General features: G+C 75.2%; 1 protein-coding gene. It reads right to left on the reverse strand.

Annotation, left to right across the window (positions count from 1 at the left end; genetic code table 11):
- Positions 1-242 precede the first annotated feature (242 nt).
- A partial coding sequence (locus ACWJ6R_RS35900; protein WP_449066472.1) for an alkaline phosphatase D family protein occupies positions 243-1724 on the reverse strand: 1482 nt, incomplete at its 5' end.

Consider the following 1724-nt stretch of genomic DNA (forward strand, 5'->3'; position numbering starts at 1 on the left):
GGCCCGTTCGGGCAGCCGGGACCGCGGCCGCGGCGGGGTCGGGAGGAGGGTGCCGCCCAGCGCGGCGGCCAGGGCCGCGGCGGTGAGCCTCGTAACAGGGTGACTCATATGGTCCATTTTCCGATAAATCACACAGATTTTCTCCCTGACCGGACCGGCCGGCCGCGCCGATCGGCCGGACCGCGGCCCCGTACGACCGCCCGCCCGGACCACGGCCCCGCGCGATCGGCCGCCCGCCCCGGTCAGCGGGGGTCGAGTATCCGCTCCCCCGCCGGGACGGTGAAGCGGGCGCCGGTCTTCGCGGGGGCTCCGCGACGGCTGATGTACTCCAGGACGCGGAAGTCCGCCCGGAGCTCCTCCCCGGTCAGCCGGCAGAGGAGGTAACCGCGCCGCTGGTCCAGGTAGGCGATGTGCGGGTTCTCCGCCACAATCTCGGCGACCCGGCTCTCGTCCCGGTAGCCGTCGCCGTCGCTGGAGACCGAGGAGGTGACCAGCTCCACCGCCACCCTCTCGGCGTCCGGGTCGTCGAAGTCGAGCGTGAGGTCGGCGGCGTGGTGCATGTGCGCGTCGCCGGTCAGCACGATGGGATTGGCCGCGCCGGAGTCGCGCAGGCCGGTCAGCAGGCGGGTGCGCTCGGCGGCGTAGCCGTCCCAGGAGTCCAGGTTGACCTCGCTGCCGGGGCCGGTCCGGTGGTCGCGCTGGGCCATCAGGATCTGCTGGCCGATCAGGTTCCAGCGGGCGGTCGAGGCGGAGAGCCCGCCGAGCAGCCAGTCCCGCTGGTCGGCGCCGAGCAGGGTGCGTTCCGGGGAGAGCCGGTCGTCGCAGCCGGCCCGGACGCCGTCCTCGCACGCCTGGTCGTCGCGGAACTGCCGGGTGTCCAGCAGGTGGAAGCGGGCCAGCGGGCCCCAGTCCACCCGCCGGTGCACCCGCATCGACGCGCCGCCGGGGACGCTGGAGCGGCGCAGCGGCATGTTCTCGTAGTAGGCCGTGAAGGCGGCGGCCCTGCGCCGCGCGAACGCCGGGGCGCCGGTGCTGGAGACCCCGGCGGCCCAGTTGTTCTCGATCTCGTGGTCGTCGAAGGCGACCAGCCAGGGCGCGGCCGCGTGCGCGGCCTGCAGGTCGCGGTCGCTCTTGTACTGCGCGTGCCGCATCCGGTAGTCGGCCAGGGTCTCGCACTTGCCCGGCGTGTGCTCCCGGACGCCGCCGCCGAGCGCGGTGTACCCCTGCGGCCCGTACTCGTACATGTAGTCGCCCAGGTGGACCACGAGCTCGGGCTCGGACTCGGCGAGCCTGCGGTAGGCCGTGTAGTAGCCGTGCTCGTAGTGCGCGCAGGCGGCGACGGCGAAGGTGAGCCCGGCCGGGGACGCCGACGCGGCCGGGGCGGTGCGGGTACGGCCGGCCGGGGACAGGTGACCGCCGGCGCGGAAGCGGTAGAAGTACTCCCGGCCGGGCTCCAGCCCGTCCAGCTCGACGTGGACGCTGTGCGCCCGCTGCCAGCGCGCGGTCTCGGTGCCCGCGCGCACGACCCGGGTGAACCGCTCGTCGGTGGCCACCTGCCAGCGCACGTCCACGTCCCGGCCCGGCATCCCGCCGTGTCCGTCCCCGCTCAGCGGGTCGGCCGCCAGCCGGGTCCACAGCACGAACCCGCCGGGGGACGGGTCCCCGGAGGCGACCCCCAGGGTGAACGGGTCTCGGGCCAGGGCCCCGGACCGCGCCGGCGGGGC

This window comes from Planomonospora algeriensis (assembly GCF_977012225.1).